Origin of the sequence: Streptomyces sp. NRRL B-24572 (genome assembly GCF_002156145.1) — a bacterium.
In the GTDB taxonomy this organism is placed as follows: Bacteria; Actinomycetota; Actinomycetes; order Streptomycetales; family Streptomycetaceae; genus Streptomyces; species Streptomyces vietnamensis.
The window spans coordinates 1-573 of sequence record NZ_MWIG01000859.1 but is presented as its reverse complement, the minus strand read 5'-3'; the positions used below and the strand labels follow the sequence as shown (position 1 = coordinate 573).

1 pseudogene is annotated in these 573 nt (G+C 71.9%); it reads left to right on the top strand.

Going from position 1 to position 573, the window contains the following annotated elements:
- Positions 1-387 precede the first annotated feature (387 nt).
- Positions 388-573, top strand: a pseudogene (locus CCN56_RS45275) (hypothetical protein); the annotation flags it as partial.

Genomic DNA, 573 nt, shown 5'->3' with positions numbered 1-573 from the left:
CCGACGAGTCCGGGGTGCCGGACGTGTCGTCGTCCGAGCCCTCCGGTCGCCGCGGCTGCCACGGCTGATCCGGCCGGCCCTCGGGCGGCGGCGCGAACGGGTTGTTGTCGTCCGTGGACTGGCGTTCCGGCATCTGCTGAACGTCTTCCCTCTGTCGTCTCGACCACGGCCGCACCCGTGGTCTCCGCTGCTGTCTCGTGCTGTCTCGTCTGCTGCTCGTCCGCCGGGCCGTCCCCCGCCCGAACGGGCCCTGGTTCCCTGCCCGGTCCGGTGCGCGCCCGGCGTCGGACCCTGACGCTACCGCCCTGCTCCGCCCCCGTCCCGTGGGGGCCGTCCCCGTGTGCCGGTATCGTTGCTGACGGTCGAGCCATTCGTAGGGTTCCCCGTATCGAGGGGCACGATTCGTTCGTACGACCGCACAAACACCACGGAAAGAGTGACCCAGTGGCTGCCGCCCGCCTCGTCGTCCTGGTCTCCGGGTCCGGTACCAATCTGCAGGCCCTCCTCGACGCGATCGCCGCCGACCCCGAGGGATACGGCGCCGAGATCGTCGCCGTCGGCGCGGACCGCGAC